Genomic DNA, 23,829 nt, shown 5'->3' on the forward strand with positions numbered 1-23,829 from the left:
AGACTCTTACAGGAGTCTGTTTTTTTTATGGGCCGTTTGCTACCATGATGAAAGGGGGGGATGAAAATGGAAACAATGAAAATTGGAAACATGACGTTAACCTGGCTTGACGGAGGCGTGACACATATGGACGGAGGCGCCATGTTCGGCGTCGTTCCAAAGCCGCTTTGGTCTAAAAAATATCCAGTCAATGAAAAAAACCAGATTGAACTAAGGACAGACCCTATCCTCATTCAAAAGGACGGGCTGAATATCATCGTCGACGCCGGAATTGGGTCCGGCAAGCTGACTGATAAACAAAAACGAAACTATGGCGTGACACAAGAATCGAATGTGAAAACATCATTAGCGGCACTTGGATTAACGGTTGCTGATATAGACGTGATCGCTATGACACACCTTCATTTCGACCATGCATGCGGTTTAACGGAATATGAAGATGAACAACTCGTCTCTGTCTTTCCGAATGCAGTGATTTATGCATCAGCTGTTGAATGGAATGAAATGCGCCATCCGAATATCAGATCGAAAAATACGTACTGGAAAGAAAACTGGGAGGCAGTTGCCGGCCAAGTCAAAACCTTTGAAGACACCTTAACGATCACAGAGGGTATTACGATGCATCACACCGGAGGCCATAGTGACGGCCACAGTGTTCTTATATGCGAGGATACGGGTGAAACCGCCGTACATATGGCAGATCTGATGCCAACACACGCCCACCGCAATCCGCTATGGGTGCTGGCTTACGATGATTATCCAATGACCTCTATACCGCAAAAGCAGAAATGGCAGGCATTCGCAGCGGAAAAAGACGCATGGTTTATTTTTTATCATGATGCCGAATATCGCGCGCTTAAATGGGATGAGGATGGAAGCATCAAAGGTTCAGTGAAGCGAATCAAGCAATAGCATATTTTTATGTTTACCCTGCATGATTTCCGGCTAATAATGCAAACCTAGTACTAATTATGCTCAGAAAGGAAGAGGCAGGGTGAAACAATTTACAGTAACAAACGAAGGAGACATTCAAACAACATTAAGAGGCCTTGAAGTACTCTCTGTTCCTTTTTTGAACAAAGGTGTTGCTTTTACTGAGGAAGAAAGAAAAGAACTTGGCTTAAAAGGCTTTCTGCCGCCAAAGGTATTAACGATTGAAGAGCAGGCGAAAAGAGCGTACGAACAGTTTTCCGCACAGCCTGACGATTTGAGCAAAAATGTCTATTTAACAGCACTGCATGATCGGAATGAAACGCTGTTTTACCGCCTGTTAAATGATCATTTAGGGGAAATGCTCCCGATTGTCTACACACCGACAGTCGGAACGGCGATCCAGAGATACAGCCATGAATACAGAAAGCCAAGAGGACTCTATCTGTCAATCGATGATCCGGACGGTATGAGAGAAGCATTTAAACAGTATAAAGATCAAAGTGATACGATCGATTTAATTGTTGCAACTGATGCGGAAGGAATTTTAGGAATTGGAGACTGGGGTGTCGGAGGAATCGCAATTTCTATCGGCAAGCTAGCGGTTTATACAGCGGCTGCGGGCATTGATCCGAGCAGAGTGCTGGCTGTTGTTTTAGATGCGGGGACAAACCAGGAGAGCCTCCTGAACGACCCGCTTTATGTCGGCAACCAGCATTCCAGAGTACGCGGGGAACGCTATGACCAATTTATTGACGATTATGTTGCGCTGGCAAGAGAAACGTTCCCAAATGCACTGCTGCATTGGGAGGATTTTGGAGCGAAAAACGCACGCAGCATTTTGAAACGCTATAAAGAAAAAGTGTGTACGTTTAATGATGATATCCAAGGTACAGGCGCTGTTTCACTAGCGGCAGTTTTATCCTGTGCAAAAGCGTCTAAAGTGCCGCTGAGGGATCACAGAGTCGTGATATTTGGAGCGGGGACGGCAGGAATCGGAATTGCTGAACAGCTGCGGGAAGCATTGGTGCGCGAAGGACTGAGCGAGGAAGAATCATTCCAGCGCTTCTGGTGCATAGACCGAAACGGATTGTTGACAGATGATATGGATCAGCTTCTCGATTTCCAAAAGCCTTATGCCCGATCAGCTGATGAGGTGAAGGATTATCAGCGGAACGGAGAAGGCGGAGGCATTGACCTCGCTGAGGTGGTCCGCCAGGCGAAACCGACGATTCTGATCGGTACATCTACGGTTTCCGGCGCTTTTACTGAAGAAATTGTAAAAGAAATGGCGTCACACGTAAAACGACCGGCGATTTTACCGATGTCAAATCCGACAACTCTTTCTGAAGCAAAACCGCAGGATTTAATCGAATGGACGGAAGGCCGCGCACTGATTACAACAGGAAGCCCATTCCCTCCAGTAGAATATAACGGCGTGACATACCATATCGGCCAAGCGAACAACGCGCTTGTCTTCCCGGGTCTCGGTCTTGGAACGATTGTCACCAAATCAAAATTAATTACTGACGGCATGTTTGAAGCATGTGCCCGGGCGATTGCAAGTATGGTCAATGTCGGGGTGCCTGGCGCGCCGATGCTTCCGAAAGTAGAGGATTTGCGGACTGTATCGGCAACCGTCGCAGTTGAAGTCGCTAAAACCGCAATTAAGGAAGGCGTTGCGACGGAAGAGCCTGAGGACATCATACAGGCTGTGCAGGACGCGATGTGGTATCCGGTATATAAACCGATTCGCGCGATATAATAAAAAAGAGCCGCTGCATGGGCAGCGGCTTTTATTTTACGCTTGTCCGGTGTTAAGAGGCGATTGTATCAATGACATCTACAATTTCCCCCGTTTTCGCATCCACCATGACTTCATACTGCTCTAATTCTCCGAAAGCTGATCGTGTAATGCCGGTTTTGTACACCTGTACCGTTTCTCCGTTCACATTGTAAGGCTCGGGCTGCGTGTAAATCCATGATCCGTCAATCGGCCCCCGCTGTTTAAAAGCGGATTTTACGATTCGAAGCGCTTTTTCTGAAGAAATATAAGGCTTCATTACATATTGTTTCACAACGACTGCCGTACAAATGCCAAGTCCTGCTCCTAAAAGAAGATGACGCAATTTCAAAATAAAGCACCTCCTGGTTGATCGTACTTTTCATTATACAGAAACCGCCAAATCCTGTTAAGCAATACGCGGCTGTTCGAGCAGATTCGTCCAGGATGCTTGGAAAACTTGATTTTTTCTAATAAAATAAAAGGACTAAATAGAAATGAGGGGAAAACATGAATCAAGAAACGAAAGCGCTTTTCCAAACACTGACGCAGCTTCCCGGCGCGCCGGGCAATGAGCATCAGGTTCGTGCTTTTATGAAGCAGGAGCTTGCCAAATATGCCGATGACATCGTTCAGGACAGACTGGGAAGTGTTTTCGGAGTCAGAAAAGGCGAAGCGGGCGCACCGAGAATCATGGTAGCCGGACATATGGATGAAGTCGGCTTCATGGTTACTTCCATTACAGATAACGGGCTGCTCAGATTCCAGACGCTCGGGGGCTGGTGGAGCCAGGTGCTGCTTGCACAGCGAGTTGAAATTCAAACAGATAACGGGCCGGTTCCGGGTGTGATTTCAAGCATACCGCCGCATCTGCTGACAGATGCTCAGCGAAACCGCCCGATGGATATCAAAAACATGATGATCGATATTGGAGCGGATGATAGGGAAGACGCCATCAAAATTGGCATAAAACCGGGACAGCAGATCGTGCCTGTCTGTCCGTTTACGACGATGGCGAATGAAAAGAAAATTTTATCAAAAGCGTGGGATAACCGGTACGGATGCGGCTTGAGCATTGAACTGCTAAAGGAACTGCACGGAAAAGAACTTCCGAACACGCTCTATGCGGGTGCAACCGTTCAGGAAGAAGTAGGGCTGAGGGGCGCACAGACGGCTTCTCATATGATTAAACCGGACTTGTTTTTCGCCCTTGACGCAAGCCCGGCAAACGATATGAGCGGTGACAAAAACGAATTTGGCCAGCTTGGTAAAGGCTTTTTGCTCCGCATCCTCGACAGAACGACAGTCATGCACCGCGGAATGAGAGAATTTGTTCTTGATATGGCGGAAACGCATGATATTCCATATCAATATTTTGTATCCGGCGGGGGAACAGATGCAGGCAGAGTTCATATTTCGAACAGCGGCGTTCCGTCAGCGGTTATCGGAATTTGTTCCCGCTACATTCATACGAACGCTTCTATCATTCATATTGATGATTATGCTGCTGCTAAAGAAATGCTTATTAAACTTGTGACAGCCTGCGATAAACAGACGGTTGATGCGATTAAAGAAAATATGTAGGATTACACAAAAGCTTGTTGAACGAGGCAGTTACCTCGGATCGACAAGCTTTTTTCTTATTCTGTTTCAAAGACATAGGAAAGGGCCTTAATGGCTTGGTTCACGGTTTCAACCGTTATATTTGCTTTGTTGGAAAGCTCTTTTAAAGGATGGTGGAGCGATTCCGGTCGGATGATAATCAGGGGTTTTCCTTTTGCGATCGCATATGATGCATCCATTGCCGTGTTCCACTGTTTGTATTTTTCGCCAAACAGGGCAATCACAAAGTCTGCTTTATTCATCAGGACGGCGGTTCTGAAGTTGTTCATGTCAGAGGCTTTGTCGTCCTTCAAAACGGCATTTGGCTGAACGCCCATAATTTCTTCTCCGATATTGTCTGAGCGGTCATGATTCTCCATCGGGCCGACAAACATAATCGGCAGCTTCAGTGATTTTGTTTTCTCTTTGATTTCCTCGCGCCAATTGCTGTGGATTTCTCCTGCTAAATAGACGATAAAATCCATACTGAATCCCTCCTTATGTATGTCCATCTGTAAATTTTACCCTCATGTACAAGATGTTAAACGAAACGAGCTTGATAATGCAAATAAAATATGATAATGATAATGGGAAAGCCAATCTTACATATTCATTCGTTGCAAATAAGTGGTTTTGCCGCAAGCAGTTTGGTATGATCCAAATGGACGAGTATCGATAAAACAACATGTAAGAACATAAAACAACTGGAGGGATATGAAATGAAAAAAATTGAATCAACTCAAGAGCTGGAAAAAGCGGTAAAGGATGATTGGGCGGTATTTATGTTTTCAGCCGACTGGTGCCCTGATTGCCGTTTTGTAGAGCCTTTTCTGCCTGAACTGGAAGCGAACTTCCCTGAATTCACTTACTACTACGTAGACCGCGACAAATTCATTGATACGTGTGCAGAGTGGGAAATTTATGGAATCCCAAGCTTTGTGGTGTTTAATGAAGGAAAAGAAGTCAATCGTTTTGTGAGCAAAGACCGCAAAACAAAAGAAGAAATTGAACAGTTTTTAACTGACTCTCTCGCTAAAGCGTAAAGGAGGACATCGGTTTGAAAATGACCTCAAGGAAGCTGTCAGATATACTGAAACAGCGCCTCCAGCACGAGAATCGCTCCTTTCTGTTTGACAGAGAAAAAGACACCCTCCGTGTTGAGGATCAAACGACCAAAAAAGGAATTACGCTCGACCTGCCGCCGATTATTGCAAAATGGGAACTGAAAAAAGACGAAGCCATTGATGAGATTGTGTACTATGTCTCCGAAGCGATGACGGCAATGGAAGGGAAGGCTCAGGAAATGACCGGCAAGGAAAGCCGCATTTACCCGGTTATCCGCTCGACTTCTTTCCCGGACAAGTCCAGCGAAGATATTCCGCTCATCTATGACAATCATACCGCAGAGACAAGAATTTATTACGCGCTCGATCTCGGGAAAACCTACCGTTTAATTGATCAGCGCATGCTTGAGAAAGAAAACTGGACAAAAGAGCGAATCAGAGAGACGGCCGCATTTAATCTCCGTTCCCTGCCGACGGTTGTCAAAGAGGATACGGTTGCCGGCAATTTCTTTTATTTCTTCAGAGCAAACGACGGTTACGACGCCAGCCGGATTCTGAACGAAGCGGTTTTAAATGAGTACAAGCAACGTGCAGAAGGTGAACTGGCGATCTCTGTACCGCATCAGGACGTTCTGATTCTTGCTGACATCCGGAATGAATCGGGGTATGATATTCTAGGACAAATGTCGATGAGCTTCTTTGCAGGCGGCACCGTTCCGATTACCGCCCTTTCATTTTTGTACAATGAAGGAAAGCTGGAACCGGTGTTTATCCTGGCGAAAAGCCGTCCGAAAAAGGATTAGAAAGGATTTTTACTTATGAACGCTTTTTATAATAAAGAAGGTGTGGGGGATACGCTCCTAATCTCTCTTCAAGATGTGACACGCGAACAAATAGGCTATGAAAAGCACGGCGACGTCGTCAAAATCTTCAATAACGAAACAAAGGAAACAACGGGCTTCAACATTTTCAATGCGTCTTCTTACTTGACCATTGATGAAAACGGTCCTGTGGCGCTCTCAGAAACATTCGTGCAAGATGTGAATGAGATTCTAAACAGAAACGGCGTTGAAGAAACATTAGTCGTTGATTTATCTCCGAAGTTTGTTGTCGGATATGTGGAATCAAAAGAAAAACATCCGAATGCGGATAAATTAAGCGTATGTAAAGTCAATGTAGGAGAAGAAACGCTTCAGATCGTCTGCGGCGCGCCTAACGTTGATCAAGGCCAAAAAGTTGTCGTTGCCAAAGTGGGCGCCGTGATGCCGAGCGGACTTGTCATTAAGGATGCAGAGCTTCGCGGCGTTCCGTCAAGCGGAATGATCTGCTCAGCAAAAGAGCTCGCTTTGCCGGATGCCCCTGCTGAAAAAGGAATCCTCGTGTTAGAAGGAGACCATGAGGCGGGAGACGCATTTCAGTTTTAGACTCCCATAAATCCGCCAAAAAAAACGAATCATGTGAAAAGCCGCTAAGCCCTTGTTTAGCGGCTTTGTTTTTGCTGAAAGCTTAATCTTTTCTGGGCCGACCAGCAGTGGTATACTAAAAACCGTCCCAGAAAACTATAAGGGAGTTAGAGATAAATTATGAGTTGGCTTCATAAATTTTTTGATTTGTTTTTAGGCGAGAGTGAAGAGGATGCTGAACGGGAGACAAAACCCGCTCAAATTCCGCAGCAACAAGAAGTACATCAACATCACCCTGAAGGACAATTAAAAAGGTTGGAAGATCCTAAAATATATTATGAATATCCAAAAGGCAAGTTCCGTTTTCCAATCGTGCCTGACGGATACAAAAACCAAGACCTGAGAAGGCGCCGCGCACCATCGGACGAACCGAAATCCGCGCCTCGTCCAAGCGCCGCACCATACAGAGAACGTCCCAAAGATGAAAAAGAGCAGCATACATACCAAACATCAGAGCCGGCGAAGAAACCGTTTAAACCGACAAATATCCCTTCGCCCATATATGGATTCAATCAAAAACCATCCGTCAAAAAGGATGTGCCAAAACAGCCTTCTGAGGAGACATTGAAGGCACCGGACAAATCTGTAAAAGAGAAGGTAACACTGCTGTCAGAAGAGATCGAACGGGAACGCGGCTATCCTGCTCCAGACAGACCGGTACAGCACGTGAAAGAACGACCTTTCTTTCCGGATACCCAATTCGAAGAACAGCCTTCTGGCGCCTTATACGGAACGGCTGCAGAGCGTGACGAAGCGCTGGCGCAGCGCCCAGCCGAAGAGCCGTCAGACAACAGAATGCCATCTGCATCCGGCATCCAGCAGCCGGAAAAAGAGGAGTCTTTCTTCCCTGCTGAACATAATGAAGAGCAACCAGAACCTCCGACACTGGCAGATACGGTGGCTGAGGCACAAGAAGACCTTTCAGGCCGTGAAGACACCATGCCTGTAACGGCTGAGATTCAAGAAGAACAAAGGGAACAACAGCCAGAGAAAGTAGAAGAGCCTGTCTTCCGCGCTGAACATGATGAAGAGCAACCAGAACCTGAGTCTCTGACAGAGGCAGTATCTGTGTGCGAAGAATCAGAAGAGCCGTCACACAGCACAGTAAATGCTCATGACGAAATCGCGGCAGCTGCTGAGGCCCCATCTGTTCAAGAAGAACAAACGGAAATTCAACAGGAAGAGCCTTCCTTATTTGCTGACCAAGCATATGAGTCTCTGACTCAAGCGGAAACTGAGGCCAAAGAATCAGAAGAGCCATCAGATAGCATAATAAACAATCAGTACGAAATCCCAGCAGATGCTGAGGACACAAAGATAGACATTCAGGCAGAAAGCCTTACAGAATCGGAGCAGGGTTCCGAACCGTTTTCTGCAGCCCATGAAAATCACCAGGAAATCCATGCGGGAGAAACACATGCAGCTATAGCGGAACCGCAAAAAAAGCCTGTCATGCAGGAGAAACGTGCTGAACGAAGCGCATCTCCTCAAAAAGGGCCGTCCGTTCCTTTTAATGTCATGATGCTGAAAAGAGATACGCATAAACAGCAAAAAGCAGAGGAGCGCCGCGGCAGCTATGTGTTTCCGAATGTCGCACTGCTTGATGTCCCGCCAGCGCAAGTTCAGGACGATACTGCGTGGATCGAAGAACAGCGCCAGCTTCTTGATTTGACCCTGAAAAATTTCAATGTCCGCGCCAATGTGGTCCATGTGACCCAGGGGCCGTCTGTCACGAGGTTTGAAGTGCATCCTGAACCAGGCGTAAAGGTGAATAAAATCACCAACTTGTCTGATGATATTAAACTCAGCCTGTCTGCAAGAGATATTCGGATTGAAGCGCCGATTCCGGGGAAAAACACGATCGGAATAGAAGTGCCGAACCGCACGAGCAAGATGGTTGATTTGCGCCAGATGATTCGCAGCTCCGCTTTTAGGACAAGCAAGTCACCGCTCACGGCTGCGCTGGGATTGGATATCTCAGGAAATCCTGTCGTTATCGACTTAAAGAAAATGCCGCATGGCTTGATTGCCGGCGCTACGGGCTCGGGAAAAAGTGTATGCATTAACACAATATTAGTCAGCCTGCTTTATAAAGCTGATCCGAGTGAAGTAAAGGTGCTGCTGATTGATCCGAAAATGGTAGAGCTGGCCCCTTACAATAAAATTCCTCATCTCGTCAGCCCGGTCATTACTGACGCCAAAGCGGCTACCGCTGCTTTAAAATGGGTCGTTGAGGAAATGGAGCGGCGTTATGAGCTGTTTGCCCATTCCGGTGTACGCGACATTGACCGCTTTAATCAATTAACCGCTGATCACCAAATGGGCGAAAAGCTGCCGTATTTAGTGGTGGTTATTGATGAGCTTGCTGATTTGATGATGGTGGCTCCAAATGATGTCGAAGAGAGCATTGCGCGGATCGCCCAAAAAGCCAGAGCATGTGGAATCCATCTGCTCGTCGCGACTCAGCGGCCGTCAGTCGATGTCATTACAGGTCTGATTAAGGCAAATATCCCGACGAGAATCGCATTTTCTGTCTCAAGCCAGGTTGATTCACGAACGATCATTGACATAGCCGGTGCGGAAAAGCTTCTCGGAAAAGGGGATATGCTCTTTTTGGAAAACGGTTCAGGAAAACCTGTCCGCCTGCAGGGAAACTTTGTGTCGGACCGCGAAATCGACCGCGTCGTTTCCCACGTCAGAAACCAAATGCCGCCAACCTATTTATTTGAACAAGAAGAGCTGGTAAGACAAGGATCAGCCTTGAAAGAAGAGGATGAACTGTTTTACGAAGCATGTGAGTTTGTTGTTGAACAAAACAGCGCGAGCACTTCAAGCCTGCAAAGAAGATTCAGAATCGGATACAATCGCGCGGCAAGGCTGATCGATATGATGGAAGCGGAAGGCATGATCTCTGAGGCAAAAGGAAGCAAGCCTCGTGAGGTGCTGATCACAGCAAGTGATTTAATAAACGAATAATATGGGTTCATTTTCACACTAAACATGGTATGATAGTGTTTAGAGCATTTAACAGCTATGCCGCTTTACAGCAGATGCGCATAGACAAATCTTGATATTCAGGTTTAATCGGAAAGAAATAACCGGATACTGAACATAACAAAACATATAAAAATACGCCGCTAAGGGCGGCTTTTCAGCCGCCGCGGTCGCAAATTGAAATGAGCGTCATATACTGGGGAACAGATAGACGTTTGTTGGAGGTACAATTATGACTGTTTATCATTTTGTTGGAATAAAAGGGACCGGTATGAGTCCGCTTGCCCAAATACTTCATGATAATGGATATACTGTCCAAGGATCGGATATCGAAAAATTTATTTTTACGCAAACTGCGCTTGAAAAAAGAAACATTACAATTCTTCCTTTTAGCGCGGATAATATCAAACCCGGCATGACAGTCATCGCCGGAAACGCATTCCCAGACACGCATCCAGAGATTGAAAAAGCCATGTCTGATGGAATTCCGGTGATACGTTATCATAAGTTTTTAGGCGACTATATGAAAAAATTCACCAGTGTTGCTGTTACAGGCGCACACGGCAAAACGTCAACTACGGGTCTGCTGGCTCACGTGATCCAAAACGCAAAACCGACGTCTTTCTTAATCGGGGACGGAACAGGCCAGGGAAATGAAAACAGCGAATACTTTGTGTTTGAAGCGTGCGAATACCGCCGCCATTTCTTAAGCTATCAGCCTGACTACGCGATCATGACGAATATTGATTTTGATCACCCTGATTACTTCTCGAGCATTGACGATGTGTTTGACGCTTTCCAAGAGATGGCTCTTCAAGTCAACAAAGGCATTATTGCCTGCGGCGACGATGAGCATCTGCCGAAAATCCATGCGAACGTCCCAGTTGTGTATTACGGCACGGGGGAAGAGAATGATTTTCAAGCCAGAAACATCGTAAAAAGCACGGAAGGGACAACTTTCGATGTATTTGTCCGCAATACATTCTATGATACGTTTTATATTCCTGCGTATGGCCACCACAATGTCTTAAACTCATTGGCGGTCATTGCGTTATGCCATTATGAAGAAATCGATGCCAGCGTTATTAAGCACGGCCTCAAATCATTCGGCGGCGTCAAACGCAGATTCAATGAGAAACAGCTCGGAAACCAAGTGTTAATTGATGACTACGCTCATCACCCGACAGAAATAAAGGTAACGATTGAGGCGGCAAGACAGAAATACCCTGATCGTGAAATCGTCGCGGTATTCCAGCCTCATACTTTTACGCGGACGCAGCAATTCCTTGACGAATTCGCTGAAAGCCTGAGCGGGGCTGACTGTGTGTACTTATGCGATATTTTCGGTTCAGCCCGGGAGAATGCAGGAAAGCTGACGATCGGCGACCTGCAGGGAAAAATTCATAATGCCAAGCTGATTGAAGAAGATGACACATCTGTTTTAAAAGCTCATGATAAAGCCGTTCTCATCTTTATGGGAGCAGGAGATATCCAAAAATATATGAGAGCCTACGAAAACGTCATGGCATAATAAAAAGCAGTGATCTCACTGCTTTTTATTTATCTGATGGAAAAGCTTGTTAAAGGATTTTTTTACATAATGGAGAAATAATATGTATACAGCCCAGTACACATGTTTATGATTTAAGAAAACGGGTAAACAGCAGTATATCCTGCAGCAAGGAGGTTTGAGATGATTATTATTCTTTATTTAAGCGTTGCACTCATCGCAGTCGCATTTCTCGTATTAGTGATCTACTTGTCTAAAACATTGAAGTCACTGCAGCTGACACTAAAGCATGTTGCATCCACTCTCGAAGGGCTGGAGGGACAAATGAAAGGCATTACAACTGAAACAGCCGAGCTTTTACATAAGACCAACCGCCTGGCTGAAGATATTCAGGAAAAATCCGAAAAGCTGAACACGGTCGTTCATGCTGTTCAAGGGGTGGGAACTTCTGTACAGCAGTTCAATACATCCATGAAACAGGCGGCAGGGTCTGTATCGGCATCAGTAAGAGAAAATCAAGACAAGATCAATCAAGTTGTCACATGGAGCCAAGCAGCGATGGAAATTTGGGCGAAATGGAAGCAAAAGAAAAAATCAGCTCTATAAGAGAAAAAAACACTATGAGGAGGAATAATGATGAGCAAAGATGGAATTAATAGTAAAGATTTTTTAATCGGAACTTTAATCGGGGGAATCATCGGTGCCACTACCGCTCTTTTTCTAGCGCCTAAATCAGGCAAAGAACTTCGTGACGATCTTGGCAGCCAAGCTGTTGCTTTGCGGGACAAAACTGACAAAATGACGGCTGATGCGAAGGAAAAAGGCACGCAATATGTCAGCATCGCTAAAGACAAAACATCGAACATCACACAGCTTGTAGCGGATCAGTCAGGGCAGATCATGAACAAGGTGAAGGATTTAAGAGACCGTTCCAAATCTGCAAAAACGGATTCATCAACCGCAATGCAAGATATGAGAGAAGAAGCGATGCAGGCGGCCGACGAAACAAAAGATCAAGTCCTCCAAACGAAAGAAGATGTAAAAGACGAACTGAAAGATGCACAAAAACAGGCCGAGCATATCAATCGCTGAGCTGGGAAGGAAGTTCTTGAGTAATGGCAAAACAGCTTATTCAATCTGAGGAAGAATTTAAACGGATTGCAGAACAGGAAGGCACTTTCGTCTTCTTTAAACACAGCATCACATGCCCGATCAGCCAGGCAGCATTTCATGAGTTTGATGCCTTTGCAAATCAGCATGAGGATGTGCGGGCTTACTATCTGCAAGTACAAGATGCCCGTCCGCTGTCAAATTTCATCGCAGAAACATACGGTGTAAAGCACGAAAGCCCTCAGGTTTTCGTCATCCAAAACGGTGAAGTGAAATGGCATACCTCACATTCACAAATTACAGAAGCGGCCATTGAGCAGCATTTGTCATAGAAAAAAGCGTCCAGATATGATCTGGCGCTTTTTTTTTGAAAAAACCCTTGAACATTGCCCTCACATCATGTAGGATAACTTCATAGATTACTTTATCACTTAAAAGCGTTTGGGTAGTAAAGTAGAGTTTTTATAAAATTTTTTGTATTTCAGTATTTCCATTTGGAATTACTTATAGTAAGATGCATGATAACTACAAAATAAAAAATGAATGTGCAGGGAAAGGATGAAAAAAATGAGCAACACAGAATTAGAGCTTTTAAGGCAGAAAGCAGACGAATTAAATCTACAAATTCTAAAATTAATCAACGAACGCGGAAATGTTGTAAAAGAGATCGGTAAAGCGAAGGAAGCACAGGGTGTCAATCGATTTGACCCTGTCAGAGAACGTACAATGTTAAACAACATCATTGAAAACAATGACGGGCCGTTCGAAAATTCTACCATCCAGCACATTTTTAAAGAGATATTCAAAGCCGGTTTAGAGCTTCAGGAAGAAGATCACAGCAAAGCGCTGCTCGTCTCCCGCAAGAAAAAACCTGAAGATACAATTGTTGATATCAAAGGTGAAAAAATCGGAGACGGCCAGCAAAGATTCATCGTCGGTCCATGTGCAGTAGAGAGCTACGAGCAGGTGGCTGAAGTGGCTGCAGCTGCGAAAAAACAAGGAATTAAAATTTTGCGCGGGGGAGCCTTTAAGCCTCGTACGAGCCCATACGATTTCCAAGGGCTTGGAGTTGAAGGTCTTCAAATTTTAAAACGTGTAGCGGACGAATTTGATCTGGCAGTTATCAGTGAAATTGTAACACCGGCTCATATCGAAGAAGCGCTGGACTACATTGATGTCATTCAAATCGGAGCACGCAACATGCAAAACTTCGAATTGCTGAAAGCGGCCGGCGCAGTGAAAAAGCCAGTGCTTCTGAAGCGCGGACTTGCTGCAACGATCTCTGAATTCATCAATGCCGCTGAATACATCATGTCACAAGGAAACGACCAAATCATCCTTTGTGAGCGCGGTATCAGAACATACGAAACAGCAACGAGAAATACGCTGGATATTTCTGCTGTGCCGATTTTGAAACAAGAAACGCATTTGCCTGTCTTTGTTGATGTAACGCATTCAACTGGCCGACGCGACCTCTTGCTTCCGACAGCTAAAGCTGCTTTAGCGATCGGCGCAGACGGCGTAATGGCTGAGGTTCACCCTGATCCGTCAGTCGCACTTTCTGACTCTGCTCAGCAAATGGCGATTCCTGAATTCGAAAAATGGCTGAATGAATTGAAACCAATGGTGAAAGTCAACGCTTAATTGAACAATAAAAAAGGCCGCGTCTGCGGCCTTTTTTTATGCTTTCTCGTTTATTTAGTTATAAAACCCAAGTATACGTTTTCATCATCTATAAAAACGTGTATAATTTCATGAGAAGTATTTAAATTTGATGAATAATGAAAAATAATGTACACTACTGACTTACGCTTACAAATCATAAACGACATAAATTCGGACATTATGACATTTCTCTACATAAAGTGTTTATGCTATAGATAAGGATAAGTGTATCCAGTAAAAGGAGTGGTTTTAGGATGAGCAATATTACGATCTACGATGTAGCGAGAGAAGCTAATGTAAGCATGGCAACCGTTTCCCGTGTCGTGAACGGCAACCCGAATGTAAAACCGACAACGCGGAAAAAAGTCTTGGAAGCGATTGACCGTCTCGGCTACCGTCCAAACGCGGTGGCAAGAGGGCTGGCAAGCAAAAAAACAACAACTGTAGGTGTCATCATTCCCGATATCTCAAGCATTTTCTATTCAGAGCTTGCACGCGGAATTGAAGATATCGCGACAATGTATAAATACAACATCATTTTGAGCAACTCTGACCAAAACCTGGAGAAAGAGCTGCACCTGTTAAACACAATGCTCGGCAAACAAGTGGACGGCATCGTGTTTATGGGCGGTAACATTACGGATGAGCATGTTGCGGAATTTAAACGCTCCCCAGTGCCGATTGTACTTGCCGCTTCTGTAGAAGAGCAGGGGGAAACACCGTCAGTCGCCATCGATTACGAACAGGCGATTTATGATGCAGTGAAGCTTTTGGTTGATAAAGGACATACAGAAATTGCATTCGTATCTGGACCAATGACAGAACCGATCAACCGCTCGAAAAAACTGCAAGGCTACAAACGTGCGCTTGAAGAAGCGAACCTTCCGTTTAATGAACAATTTGTCGCTGAAGGGGATTACACATATGATTCCGGACTTGAAGCGCTGCAGCATTTGATGAGCCTGGACAAAAAACCGACAGCCATTCTTTCTGCAACGGATGAAATGGCACTCGGCATTATCCATGCCGCTCAGGATCAAGGCTTATCAATTCCTGAGGATCTCGACATTATCGGCTTTGATAATACAAGATTAAGCCTCATGGTTCGTCCGCAGCTTTCAACAGTTGTTCAGCCGACATATGATATTGGTGCCGTTGCGATGAGACTGCTGACAAAGCTCATGAATAAAGAGCCGGTTGAAGAGCATATCGTCGAACTGCCGCACCGTATAGAGTTAAGACAGTCAACCAAGTCATAAGAAAAACAAGAGAGCAAGCTTCACCTCTAAGGTGAATTCTTGCTTTTTTCATGGGGAGAAATGATGAAACGTTTTGATTATCTTACACCTGTTGGTTTTGTGTTAGGAACGATTATTATTGTTATCGGAATTATTTCGGGATCGGGAGTAAGCGGTTTCCGCTCTTTTCTTGATCTGACCTCTTTCTTCATCGTAACAGGGGGGCTTTGCGCCGCTGTTTTTATCAGTTTTCCGCCGAAAGAGCTGAAAAAAGCGCCGTCTGTGTTAAAGCAGGCATTTATCCGCCAGGAAGACAATGTGAAAGACCTTGTGAAAACCTTTGTCTCTCTTTCTGATCATGCGCGAAAACACGGGCTTTTATCATTGGATGATCAGGCTCGGGAGATCAAAGATCCATTTTTGAAAAAAGGGCTGCTTTTAGCAATTGACGGCTGGGATGAAGAAACGATTCGGCTCGTCATGGACTCAGAAATCGCAGCAATGGAGGAACGGCACCGCAAAGGACGGCGTGTTTTTGAAAAAGCGGGTGAATTCGCTCCGGCATGGGGCATGATCGGAACGCTCGTCGGGCTCGTGCTGATGCTCAAAAACTTAAATGATCCACAAATGCTTGGACCGAATATGGCCGTTGCGCTTCTGACGACCTTATATGGGTCATTGCTGGCAAACATGGTGTTCAACCCGATTGCGGCTAAGCTCGAAGAAAAAACAGAAAGTGAAATCTTCATCAAGCAGGTAATGGTTGAGGGCATTATCGGAATCCAATCCGGTAAAAACCCTCGCAATCTCGAAAGCCAGCTTGTCGTTTTCAGCTCCCGGGAAGAATGGCAGAAGCAGCCGAATCAAGTAAAAACAAAAAAGGGATCTGTACATGAAGCTTAGAAGAGAACGTTTTGAAAGAAGGAATGGAAGCGGGAAAAACAGTCAATCTTCATCCAGCTGGATGGTCACCTTTACAGATCTGATTACCTTGATCCTTGTGTTCTTTATTTTACTTTTTTCGATGTCCCAAATCGATCTGCAAAAATTTAAAGCCGCAGTCGATTCGATCCAAAAGGAAGGCGGCGGGCTCCAGCCGGACCAAACGTCCATAGAAAAAAAGGATACATCGCCAGCCGATGCGGAGAAGCAAGAGGATCAGCAGGATCAGCTTCTCAAGAAAGTAAATACATATATAAAAGACAATCATTTGAAGGCCACAGCCAAACGGGATGAACGCGGTGTCGTGCTCGTTCTGCAGGAGGCTGTGCTGTTTGATACAGGTGAGGCAAAGGTGCTGAAAAATGCCGAAACACTTCTCCACCAAATTGCCGTTCTTCTTCAAACCATTCCAAATGACATTCAGGTGGAGGGCCATACAGACAGCCGAAATATTTCGACATACCGATACCCGTCTAACTGGGAGCTGTCAGCAGCACGGGCGAGCGGAGTCATTCAATATTTCACATCAAAAGAGAATCTTCCATCGAAGCGCTTTATCGCTGTCGGTTATGCGGATACAAAGCCTGTAAAGGATAACAAGACAAACGAACACATGAAGGAAAACCGGCGTGTGGAAATTGTGATCAAAAAATCAAAAACGACCTCTTCGTGAAGGTCGTTTTTTTACTTTGTTCTTTGCTGCTGCTCAGATCGTATTGCATATAATGCTTTGCTGACAGTTTGAGCATTTTTTTCTGTAATTTCGGGCTTGCGGGGAATTGGAGGATATAAATCGTCCGGATCGCTCCAGCTGGACGGAAGGGTAACAGGGCATTGTTTTTGCCACTTAGCGATCCATTCGGGCGGGATATCGCGTCCGGGATCAATTCCCTTCATTTCAAGCCAGATTCTGGCCCAGGCGCGGGGCACAACACGCCAAATATCATATCCGCCGCCCCCGACTGCAATCCATTTCCCTCCGCAATATTGATGCGCTAAAGTGTGTGCAAGCCGGGGAATTTCTTCGTATATGTTGATAGTCGCAGATAAATGCGTCAGCGGGTCATAGTAATGGGCATCGGCGCCGTTTTGGCTGATAATGACATCCGGCTGAAAATAAGCCGCAACTTCTGAAGCTGCTGTCTGGTAAGCCTCAAGAAAAGAGTCATCCTCTGTAAAAGCGTCAAGCGGGATATTAAAAGAATAGCCATATCCTTTTCCACTGCCTTTTTCCTGGACTTGGCCGGTTCCGGGGAATAAATACCTTCCTGTTTCATGAATAGACAGCGTGCATACGTCAGGGTTATCGTAAAACGTAAATTGCACTCCGTCCCCGTGGTGGGCGTCGGTATCAATATAAAGTACCCTGGCGCTGTATTTTTTCTGGATATATTGAATCGCCACAGCGCTGTCATTATATATGCAAAACCCTGAAGCTCTCCCACGAAAGCCGTGATGAAGGCCTCCTCCAAGGTTGGCCGCATGCAGGGCTTGTCCCGACATTACCCAGTCTGCGGCCGTTAAGGTGCCGCCGACTAAGAGTGATGCAGCTTCATGCATGCCTGCAAAGACAGGTGTATCTTCTGTGCCGAGCCCGTAGCTTTCTCCTTCTTCAGCGGGAAGTTTTCCTCCACCTGCAAGCTTTACCGCCTGAATGTAATCGTCTGTGTGGACAAGGGCAAGCTCCTCTTCAGCCGCGAGTCTTGGACTGACAATGTCTCCATCATCAAAGGCATTGATCGTCTTAAGCAAATCGTATGTTAACAGAACCCGCTGCTGATTAAATGGATGTTCCTGATGAAACATATAGGTTTGATAGGATGGAGAATAGATAAATACGCTGTCTCTCATAGCAGATCCCTTTGCTCTGACGGCCAGACGACGTGGTGACCATTTCTTTGTAATGCCTGCAAAAACGGCAGCGGATTCATCGTTTTTACACGGAAGACAAGCACTTTCACACCGGGATCATCATGCGGATAGACAAGCACACTCAATATTTTCACTTGAAGGTCTTGGCAAAGGCTGCTGATTTGCGCAAGGCTTTTGGTGATGTCGTTTACTTTTATTTCAATTTGCGACCCCGGCTGGTCAGCGCCTGTCAATTTGACAAATGTCCGCAGCAAATCCGTTTTTGTCAAAATGCCTATTAATTTTTGATGCTGTACCACTGGAAGACAGCCGATGCCATGCTCGTAGAACACGGCAGATATTTCTTCGACAAAATCAAGCGGGTGGGCGCAGACGACATCTTTTTTCATAATTGAATCCACGCTTCGTGTGAGAAATCGGCTTCGTTTGCTTTCTTCAAAAATACTCGGGCTGGCCTGTTTCATGTCTCTGTCTGTAATCATGCCGATCACATGGCGGTCTTCATCTACAACAGGCAGATGCCTGATATGGAATTCCTTCAGTTTGCATATTGCTGTTTCAAGCGTATCCGTCTTCGTTAATGTAATGACATCCCTTTTCATGATTTGCTCAACAATCATTATTTTTTCCCCTTTGTCAGTGTCAGTTAGTACATAAAACGATGATAAAAACGGAGCCTGTCAAATTGTTCAATTGATTCCTGGCTGACGTTTTTTCCGATGCGTGCCATCAGACAGTTTGCAGGGTGGGAGCTGATTTCTGGCTCATCCGTCGCAAACCAGACCAATCCGCCTGCGTTCATCATCTTCTCCATGAGCTTTCTGTATTCCCACACATCTTTTTTCATTCCTTTTAAATCCCAATGCCAGTAATATTCCGTCGTCATCACAATGTAGTTTTCCATTTGCTCATCCATCATGCTGACGGTCAGAAGCGTCTTACCGACAGAACATCCACGATAGGCCGGCGCCACCTCGATGGCCCCGAGCTCAAGCAAATCCTCCATGTTTCCTTCAGACCATCTTTCGAGCGGGTCAGGATATAAATACGTCACATAGCCGACAATGGTTCGGCCGTCTCTGGCGATGATAATGCGCCCCTCGGGAAGGCCGGCAATGTCGACTAGCGCTTCATGCTGCTCGCGGGGCGGGCGAAATGCGGTTAAATCCTTATGAAACTCATAACCTGCCAAATCCTCTGGAGAGACAGGCCCTTCTATCAGTAAGGAGCCGGTTGCTGTTTTGATGTTTGCTGAATGGTATGTTTTATGATGTTCCACTGATCCACCGTCCCATCAATTCTTATAAAAATACATGCCTTCTTTAAGAATAACAAATTATAAAGCGTTTTCAATATGGTTTATATTTTAAAAATTGAGAAGAATATGAATATATACTATAATAAATGTGACAACTTCAGCAAAGGGGGATGTTTGGGCATGAATTTGAAAGCGTTACCAGCAGTGGAAGGGGATTATCATTTAAAAAACTATGAAGAAACGTACCGGCATTTTGATTGGGCCGAGGCAGAGAAACATTTCTCCTGGCATGAGACAGGGAAATTGAATGCGGCATATGAAGCGATTGACCGCCATGCCGAATCGTTTCGAAAAAACAAAGTAGCGCTTTATTATAAAGACGCAAACCGGGATGAAAAATACACATTTAAAGAAATGAAGGAAGAATCAAACAGAGCCGGGAATGTGCTGAAACGGTATGGAAATGTGGAAAAAGGGGACCGCGTTTTTATTTTTATGCCGAGATCACCCGAGCTTTATTTTATTATGCTGGGCGCTATCAAAATTGGCGCCATCGCCGGGCCGCTGTTCGAAGCATTTATGGAGGGAGCGGTGAAGGACCGGCTTGAAAACAGTGAGGCGAAGGTTGTTGTCACGACGCCTGAGCTGCTGGAGAGAATACCGGCTGACAAACTGCCTCACTTACAGCATATATTCGTAGTCGGCGGAGAGGCTGAGAGCGGCACAAACATCATCAATTATGATGAAGCAGCAAAGCGGGAGAGCACAAGACTGGATATCGAATGGATGGACAAAAAAGACGGCTATCTGCTTCACTATACATCGGGCTCTACCGGAACGCCAAAGGGTGTGCTTCATGTCCATGAAGCGATGATTCAGCAATATCAGACAGGAAAGTGGGTCCTTGATTTACAGGAAGAAGACATTTACTGGTGCACAGCTGATCCGGGCTGGGTGACAGGTACGGTATACGGCATTTTTGCACCGTGGCTGAACGGAGCGACAAATGTCATCGTCGGCGGACGTTTCAGCCCGGAAAGCTGGTATGGAACGATTGAGCAGCTTGGCGTCAATGTCTGGTACAGCGCGCCGACCGCTTTTCGGATGCTGATGGGTGCGGGAGATGAGATGGCTGCGAAATATGATCTAACCTCACTCCGGCATGTGCTCAGTGTCGGAGAGCCGTTAAATCCGGAAGTCATCAGATGGGGGCATAAAGTCTTTAACAAACGAATCCACGATACGTGGTGGATGACAGAAACGGGCAGCCAGCTCATCTGCAACTATCCTTGCATGGATATCAAACCGGGTTCAATGGGTAAGCCGATTCCCGGTGTGGAGGCAGCAATCGTTGACAATCAGGGCAACGAGCTTCCGCCGTATCGAATGGGCAATCTCGCCATTAAAAAGGGCTGGCCTTCCATGATGCATACCATTTGGAATAACCCTGAAAAGTACGAATCGTATTTCATGCCGGGCGGCTGGTATGTGTCTGGCGATTCTGCTTACATGGATGATGAGGGATATTTCTGGTTCCAAGGCAGAGTTGATGATGTCATTATGACCTCCGGTGAACGCGTCGGCCCATTTGAAGTGGAAAGCAAGCTTGTCGAACATCCGGCCATTGCAGAAGCGGGCGTGATCGGAAAGCCCGATCCGGTGCGGGGAGAAATCATTAAAGCCTTTATCGCACTCAGAGAAGGATTTGAGCCGTCCGATAAACTGAAAGACGAGATCCGCCTATTTGTAAAGCAGGGTCTTGCAGCCCATGCGGCTCCGCGTGAAATTGAATTTAAAGATAAGCTTCCGAAAACCCGGAGCGGAAAGATCATGAGACGCGTGCTTAAGGCGTGGGAGCTTAATCTGCCGGCCGGAGATCTGTCAACGATGGAGGATTAAAAGGCGACATTGACACGGGATTTTATTTATGTTAAAAATGAGATAGCTTCATATGAAAAGGTAAAGATTGAGACAAGTAGAATATCCTTACGTTCCAGAGAGCTGATGGCCGGTGAAAATCAGCACAGACGGATATATCGAATACACTCATGAACCGCTTTTGCAAACAAAGCCAGCCAGGCTTTCAGTAGTGAAAGAACGGACCTGATCCGTTATCAGGCAAAGTGATAAGACGAATGTTTTGCGTTCTCTTATTAGTAGGGTGGTACCGCGATAATCAATCGTCCCTTCGTGTAAACGAAGGGGCGTTTTTTATTTTAATCAAAAAAGGAGCTATATCTCATGACAAACTTACTTGAAGACTTATCCTTCCGCGGATTGATTCAGCAAATGACGGATGAAGAAGGATTAAATAAACAGCTGAATGAAGAAAAAATCCGCCTGTACTCAGGCTTTGATCCGACAGCAGACAGCTTGCATATCGGACACCTGCTGCCCATTTTAACACTCCGCCGTTTTCAGCTTGCGGGGCATCATCCGATTGCACTTGTGGGCGGCGCGACTGGTCTCATCGGCGATCCGAGCGGAAAAAAAGCGGAGCGTACATTAAACACTGCTGACATCGTATCCGAATGGTCCCAAAAAATCAAAAACCAGCTGTCCAGATTTCTTGATTTTGACGCAGCAGAAAACCCTGCTGTCATCGCGAACAACTATGACTGGATCGGCAAAATGAATGTAATCGACTTCCTTCGTGACGTCGGTAAAAACTTCGGCATCAATTACATGCTGGCAAAAGACACGGTCAGCTCAAGAATTGAATCCGGCATTTCATACACGGAATTCAGCTACATGATTCTTCAATCTTATGACTTCTTAAATTTGTACAGAGAGAAAAACTGTAAGCTGCAAATCGGCGGAAGTGATCAGTGGGGCAACATCACAGCGGGTCTTGAACTGATCAGAAAATCAGAAGAAGAAGGAGCAAAAGCGTTCGGCCTCACCATTCCGCTTGTCACAAAAGCAGACGGCACGAAGTTCGGAAAAACGGAAGGCGGCGCGATCTGGCTTGATAAGGAAAAAACATCGCCGTATGAGTTCTATCAATTCTGGATCAACACAGATGACCGTGACGTTGTCAAATACTTAAAATACTTTACGTTCCTATCAAAAGAGGAAATTGAAGCATACGCTGAGAAAACAGAAACGGCGCCTGAAAAGCGTGAAGCGCAAAAACGCTTGGCAGAAGAAGTGACAGCGCTCGTTCATGGACGCGAGGCGCTGAAGCAAGCCATCAATATTTCCCAAGCATTGTTCAGCGGCAATATTAAAGAGCTTTCTGCCCAAGACGTAAAAGTGGGCTTTAAAGATGTCCCTTCTATGGAAGCTGACATCAGCCAAGAGCTTTCACTTGTAGATGTATTGGTGCAATCTACATTATCTCCTTCAAAACGCCAAGCGCGTGAAGACATTCAAAACGGAGCTGTTTACATTAACGGCGAACGCCAAACGGAGATCAATTATATCCTATCGGCTGAAGACCGCATCGAAGATCAATTTACTGTTCTGCGCCGCGGAAAGAAAAAATACTTCCTTGTGACGTACAAATAAGAAAAAAGATCCTTTGCCTAACGGCAAAGGATCTTTTTTTTTTTATCGCATAGGAATGACAGGAAAAGAGTATATTAGATAGGGCAAACACGACCAATCACCACCTTTTAACAGAAAGGAGCGCTCACCGTGAATCTCATGTGCACGATTGCAAAAGAAAGGCTGCAGCGGGATTATTGGGAGCAGCAGGCGCAGGAAAGTGTTGGCCGGCAAGAGGCAAAAGACGAATCAGACGATAAAAAAACCCCGACCGCATAGCGGCAGGGGTTTTTTAAACGATTAACGAGAGTAGAACTCAACGATAAGCGCTTCGTTAATTTCCGGAGCAAGTTCAGAACGCTCCGGAAGACGAGTGAAAGTACCTTCAAGCTTTTCAGCGTCGAAAGTAAGGTATTCAGGAACGAAGTTGTTCACTTCTACAGATTCTTTGATGATAGAAAGGTTTCTTGATTTTTCGCGAACACCGATTGTTTGGCCAGGTTTCACTAGGTAAGACGGGATGTCAACGCGGCTTCCGTCTACAAGAATGTGACCGTGGTTAACCAATTGGCGAGCTTGACGGCGAGTACGTGCTAAACCTAGCTTGTACACAACGTTATCAAGACGAGAATCTAAAAGAATCATGAAGTTTTCACCATGTTTACCAGCTAGTTTGCCAGCTCTGTCAAACAAAGTGCGGAATTGGCGTTCGTTTACACCGTACATGTGACGAAGCTTTTGCTTTTCTTGCAATTGCAAACCGTATTCTGATAATTTTTTACGTTGTCCTGGACCGTGTGGGCCTGGAGCGTAAGGGCGTTTTTCTAATTCTTTTCCTGTACCGCTAAGAGAGATTCCTAGACGGCGGGACAGTTTCCAAGATGGACCTGTATAGCGAGCCATAATGTG

Annotated in this window: 25 protein-coding genes and 1 other annotated feature; of the genes, 19 read left to right on the plus strand and 6 right to left on the minus strand. The window is 45.6% G+C overall.

Features of this window, described 5'->3' with window-relative positions:
• The first annotated feature begins 66 nt into the window (after positions 1–66).
• Together KHQ79_RS00625 and KHQ79_RS00630 are read left to right on the plus strand one after the other, a co-directional pair.
• Positions 67–912, plus strand: a complete 846-nt coding sequence (locus KHQ79_RS00625; protein WP_225514018.1) for a YtnP family quorum-quenching lactonase — start codon at positions 67–69, stop codon at positions 910–912.
• Between the two features lie 82 nt (positions 913–994).
• Positions 995–2,695, plus strand: a complete 1,701-nt coding sequence (locus KHQ79_RS00630; protein WP_019259203.1) for an NAD-dependent malic enzyme — start codon at positions 995–997, stop codon at positions 2,693–2,695.
• Between the two features lie 52 nt (positions 2,696–2,747).
• Here the strand turns inward: KHQ79_RS00630 and KHQ79_RS00635 are convergent, their stop codons facing one another.
• Positions 2,748–3,065 (minus strand): PepSY domain-containing protein, encoded by a 318-nt coding sequence (locus KHQ79_RS00635; RefSeq protein ID WP_003223432.1) that lies wholly within the window; start codon positions 3,063–3,065, stop codon positions 2,748–2,750.
• A 158-nt stretch (positions 3,066–3,223) separates the two neighbouring features.
• Here KHQ79_RS00635 and KHQ79_RS00640 point away from each other — a divergent pair, with 158 nt between their 5' ends.
• The gene (locus KHQ79_RS00640; RefSeq protein WP_003237919.1) at positions 3,224–4,297 is read left to right on the plus strand and encodes a M42 family metallopeptidase; all 1,074 of its coding nucleotides are present in this window, start codon (positions 3,224–3,226) and stop codon (positions 4,295–4,297) included.
• A gap of 56 nt (positions 4,298–4,353) precedes the next feature.
• Here the strand turns inward: KHQ79_RS00640 and KHQ79_RS00645 are convergent, their stop codons facing one another.
• Positions 4,354–4,800, minus strand: a complete 447-nt coding sequence (locus tag KHQ79_RS00645; protein ID WP_225514019.1) for a YtoQ family protein — start codon at positions 4,798–4,800, stop codon at positions 4,354–4,356.
• A gap of 77 nt (positions 4,801–4,877) precedes the next feature.
• On the opposite strand from KHQ79_RS00645, the gene KHQ79_RS00650 reads away from it, so the two are divergent.
• From KHQ79_RS00650 to motS, 13 genes are all read left to right on the plus strand, one after another.
• A complete protein-coding gene (locus tag KHQ79_RS00650) occupies positions 4,878–4,994 on the plus strand; it encodes a hypothetical protein (RefSeq protein WP_003237916.1) in 117 nt (38 codons plus the stop codon).
• A gap of 40 nt (positions 4,995–5,034) precedes the next feature.
• Complete coding sequence (locus KHQ79_RS00655) at positions 5,035–5,358, plus strand: thioredoxin family protein (RefSeq protein WP_003237915.1); 324 nt, start codon at positions 5,035–5,037, stop codon at positions 5,356–5,358.
• A 14-nt stretch (positions 5,359–5,372) separates the two neighbouring features.
• Positions 5,373–6,182, plus strand: a complete 810-nt coding sequence (locus KHQ79_RS00660) for a DUF1444 domain-containing protein (protein ID WP_225514020.1) — start codon at positions 5,373–5,375, stop codon at positions 6,180–6,182.
• Positions 6,183–6,197: 15 nt separating this feature from the next.
• Positions 6,198–6,803 (plus strand): YtpR family tRNA-binding protein, encoded by a 606-nt coding sequence (ytpR, locus tag KHQ79_RS00665; RefSeq protein ID WP_019259199.1) that lies wholly within the window; start codon positions 6,198–6,200, stop codon positions 6,801–6,803.
• Between the two features lie 159 nt (positions 6,804–6,962).
• A complete protein-coding gene (locus KHQ79_RS00670) occupies positions 6,963–9,818 on the plus strand; it encodes a DNA translocase FtsK (protein WP_225514021.1) in 2,856 nt (951 codons plus the stop codon).
• A 250-nt stretch (positions 9,819–10,068) separates the two neighbouring features.
• Positions 10,069–11,367 carry a UDP-N-acetylmuramate--L-alanine ligase gene (murC, locus tag KHQ79_RS00675; RefSeq protein ID WP_003237911.1) on the plus strand — a complete coding sequence of 433 codons (1,299 nt, stop codon included), beginning with the start codon at positions 10,069–10,071 and terminating at the stop codon, positions 11,365–11,367.
• Positions 11,368–11,529: 162 nt separating this feature from the next.
• Entirely contained in the window at positions 11,530–11,952 is a 423-nt protein-coding gene (locus KHQ79_RS00680; protein WP_003237910.1) for a DUF948 domain-containing protein, read from the plus strand.
• Positions 11,953–11,982: 30 nt separating this feature from the next.
• Positions 11,983–12,438 carry a YtxH domain-containing protein gene (locus tag KHQ79_RS00685; RefSeq protein ID WP_019259197.1) on the plus strand — a complete coding sequence of 152 codons (456 nt, stop codon included), beginning with the start codon at positions 11,983–11,985 and terminating at the stop codon, positions 12,436–12,438.
• A 23-nt stretch (positions 12,439–12,461) separates the two neighbouring features.
• Positions 12,462–12,788, plus strand: a complete 327-nt coding sequence (gene ytxJ, locus KHQ79_RS00690; RefSeq protein ID WP_003237908.1) for a bacillithiol system redox-active protein YtxJ — start codon at positions 12,462–12,464, stop codon at positions 12,786–12,788.
• Positions 12,789–13,023: 235 nt separating this feature from the next.
• Positions 13,024–14,100 (plus strand): bifunctional 3-deoxy-7-phosphoheptulonate synthase/chorismate mutase, encoded by a 1,077-nt coding sequence (locus KHQ79_RS00695; RefSeq protein WP_003223454.1) that lies wholly within the window; start codon positions 13,024–13,026, stop codon positions 14,098–14,100.
• Between the two features lie 275 nt (positions 14,101–14,375).
• The gene (gene ccpA / locus KHQ79_RS00700; protein ID WP_003237907.1) at positions 14,376–15,380 is read left to right on the plus strand and encodes a catabolite control protein A; all 1,005 of its coding nucleotides are present in this window, start codon (positions 14,376–14,378) and stop codon (positions 15,378–15,380) included.
• A gap of 63 nt (positions 15,381–15,443) precedes the next feature.
• A complete protein-coding gene (gene motP / locus KHQ79_RS00705) occupies positions 15,444–16,262 on the plus strand; it encodes a flagellar motor protein MotP (RefSeq protein ID WP_060400050.1) in 819 nt (272 codons plus the stop codon).
• Positions 16,252–16,974: a flagellar motor protein MotS gene (gene motS / locus KHQ79_RS00710; RefSeq protein ID WP_019259195.1), complete on the plus strand. Its 723-nt coding sequence runs from the start codon at positions 16,252–16,254 to the stop codon at positions 16,972–16,974. The genes motP and motS overlap by 11 nt, the downstream gene beginning before the upstream one ends.
• Positions 16,975–16,985: 11 nt before the next feature.
• Here the strand turns inward: motS and KHQ79_RS00715 are convergent, their stop codons facing one another.
• From KHQ79_RS00715 to acuA, 3 genes are read right to left on the minus strand one after another with little or no spacing between them, the layout of a single operon-like run.
• Positions 16,986–18,152, minus strand: a complete 1,167-nt coding sequence (locus KHQ79_RS00715; RefSeq protein WP_003237901.1) for an acetoin utilization protein AcuC — start codon at positions 18,150–18,152, stop codon at positions 16,986–16,988.
• Positions 18,149–18,793 (minus strand): acetoin utilization AcuB family protein, encoded by a 645-nt coding sequence (locus tag KHQ79_RS00720; RefSeq protein ID WP_084992905.1) that lies wholly within the window; start codon positions 18,791–18,793, stop codon positions 18,149–18,151. The genes KHQ79_RS00715 and KHQ79_RS00720 overlap by 4 nt, the downstream gene beginning before the upstream one ends.
• A gap of 26 nt (positions 18,794–18,819) precedes the next feature.
• Positions 18,820–19,452 (minus strand): acetoin utilization protein acetyltransferase AcuA, encoded by a 633-nt coding sequence (acuA, locus tag KHQ79_RS00725; protein ID WP_003237895.1) that lies wholly within the window; start codon positions 19,450–19,452, stop codon positions 18,820–18,822.
• 159 nt (positions 19,453–19,611) lie between these two features.
• Between acuA and acsA the strand changes: the two genes are divergently transcribed.
• The 3 genes from acsA to sr7p all read left to right on the plus strand — a co-directional run bounded on the left by acsA (position 19,612) and on the right by sr7p (position 23,199).
• The gene (gene acsA / locus KHQ79_RS00730; protein WP_225514022.1) at positions 19,612–21,330 is read left to right on the plus strand and encodes an acetate--CoA ligase; all 1,719 of its coding nucleotides are present in this window, start codon (positions 19,612–19,614) and stop codon (positions 21,328–21,330) included.
• 54 nt (positions 21,331–21,384) lie between these two features.
• Positions 21,385–21,622, plus strand: a binding site (T-box leader).
• Between the two features lie 50 nt (positions 21,623–21,672).
• Entirely contained in the window at positions 21,673–22,941 is a 1,269-nt protein-coding gene (gene tyrS / locus KHQ79_RS00735) for a tyrosine--tRNA ligase (protein WP_019259191.1), read from the plus strand.
• 129 nt (positions 22,942–23,070) lie between these two features.
• Positions 23,071–23,199, plus strand: a complete 129-nt coding sequence (gene sr7p, locus KHQ79_RS22200; RefSeq protein WP_003237888.1) for a small protein SR7P — start codon at positions 23,071–23,073, stop codon at positions 23,197–23,199.
• 21 nt (positions 23,200–23,220) lie between these two features.
• On the opposite strand, the gene rpsD is transcribed toward sr7p, so the two are convergent.
• Positions 23,221–23,823 (minus strand): 30S ribosomal protein S4, encoded by a 603-nt coding sequence (gene rpsD, locus KHQ79_RS00740; protein ID WP_003237886.1) that lies wholly within the window; start codon positions 23,821–23,823, stop codon positions 23,221–23,223.
• Between the last annotated feature and the right edge of the window lie 6 nt (positions 23,824–23,829).

Source organism: Bacillus sp. TSO22 (genome assembly GCF_020223595.1).
GTDB classification, from domain to species: domain Bacteria; phylum Bacillota; class Bacilli; order Bacillales; family Bacillaceae; genus Bacillus; species Bacillus inaquosorum.